This window comes from Mycobacterium sp. TH-M106, assembly GCF_057473765.1.
On sequence record NZ_JBYCLE010000432.1, the window covers coordinates 1 to 1,444 of the forward strand.

The 1,444-nt window shown below is 70.4% G+C and carries 1 protein-coding gene; it reads left to right on the plus strand.

Annotation, left to right across the window (positions count from 1 at the left end):
• Nucleotides 1–174: 174 nt before the first annotated feature.
• The coding region (gene ffh / locus AC2VOP_RS15290; protein ID WP_486961771.1) for a signal recognition particle protein at nt 175–1,444 on the plus strand (1,270 nt) is incomplete at its 3' end.

Below are 1,444 nucleotides of genomic sequence, written 5' to 3' on the forward strand. Positions count from 1 at the left end.
GTCGGGTGGTGACCCGCTGCGCCCGGTTCCGCCGCGCTTGCGGTCACCACTGGGTCGTCGGGTGGTGACCCGCTGCGCCCGGCTCCGCCGCGCTTGCGGTCACCACTGGGTCGTCGGGTGGTGACCCGCTGCGCCCGGCTCCGCCGCGCTTGCGGTCACCACTAGGCTGGCGGCGTGTTTGAATCGCTGTCCGACCGGTTGACCAGTGCCCTGCAAGGGTTGCGCGGCAAGGGGCGGTTGACCGACGCCGATATCGACGCCACCACCCGGGAAATCCGGCTGGCGCTGCTGGAAGCCGATGTCGCGCTGCCGGTGGTGCGGGCGTTCATCGGGCGGGTCAAGGAGCGCGCCAAGGGCACCGAGGTGTCCGGCGCGCTCAACCCGGCCCAGCAGGTCGTCAAGATCGTCAACGAGGAGCTGATCGGCATCCTCGGCGGCGAGACCCGCCAGTTGACCTTCGCCAAGACACCGCCGACTGTGGTGATGCTGGCCGGCCTGCAGGGCTCGGGCAAGACCACACTGGCCGGCAAGCTGGCCACCTGGCTGCGCGGGCAGGGGCACACACCGCTGCTGGTGGCCTGCGACCTGCAGCGGCCCGGCGCGGTCAACCAGCTGCAGATCGTCGGCGAACGGGCCGGGGTGGCCGTGTTCGCGCCGCACCCCGGCACCTCCGCGGAGGCACACGAGGCTCGGCTCAGTCCCGCTGACCCGGTGGCAGTCGCCGCGGCGGGCCTCAACGAGGCGCGTGCCGGTCACTTCGACGTGGTGATCGTCGACACCGCCGGACGGTTGGGCATCGACGAGGAGATGATGACGCAGGCCGCCGCCATCCGCGCGGCCATCGGGCCCGACGAGGTGTTGTTCGTGCTGGACGCGATGGTCGGCCAGGATGCGGTGGCCACCGCCGACGCGTTTCGCGCCGGAGTCGGCTTCACCGGCGTGGCGCTGACCAAACTGGACGGTGACGCTCGTGGCGGCGCCGCGCTGTCGGTGCGCGAAGTCACCGGTGTCCCAATCCTTTTCGCATCCACCGGGGAGAAGCTGGAGGACTTCGACGTCTTCCATCCGGACCGGATGGCCAGTCGCATCCTGGGCATGGGTGACGTGCTGAGCCTGATCGAACAGGCCGAGCAGGTCTTCGACGCCCAGCAGGCCGAGGCGACAGCCGCCAAGATCGGCTCCGGCGAGCTGACGCTGGAGGATTTCCTCGAGCAGATGCTGACGATCCGCAAGATGGGCCCGATCGGCAACCTGCTGGGCATGCTGCCCGGCGCCGGCCAGATGAAAGACGCGCTGGCAGCCGTCGACGACAGCCACCTGGACCGGTTGCAGGCCATCATCCGCGGCATGACCCCGGCCGAGCGCGCCGACCCGAAGATCATCAACGCATCCCGGCGGCTGCGGATCGCCAACGGCTCCGGGGTGGCGGTGTCGGAGGTCAACC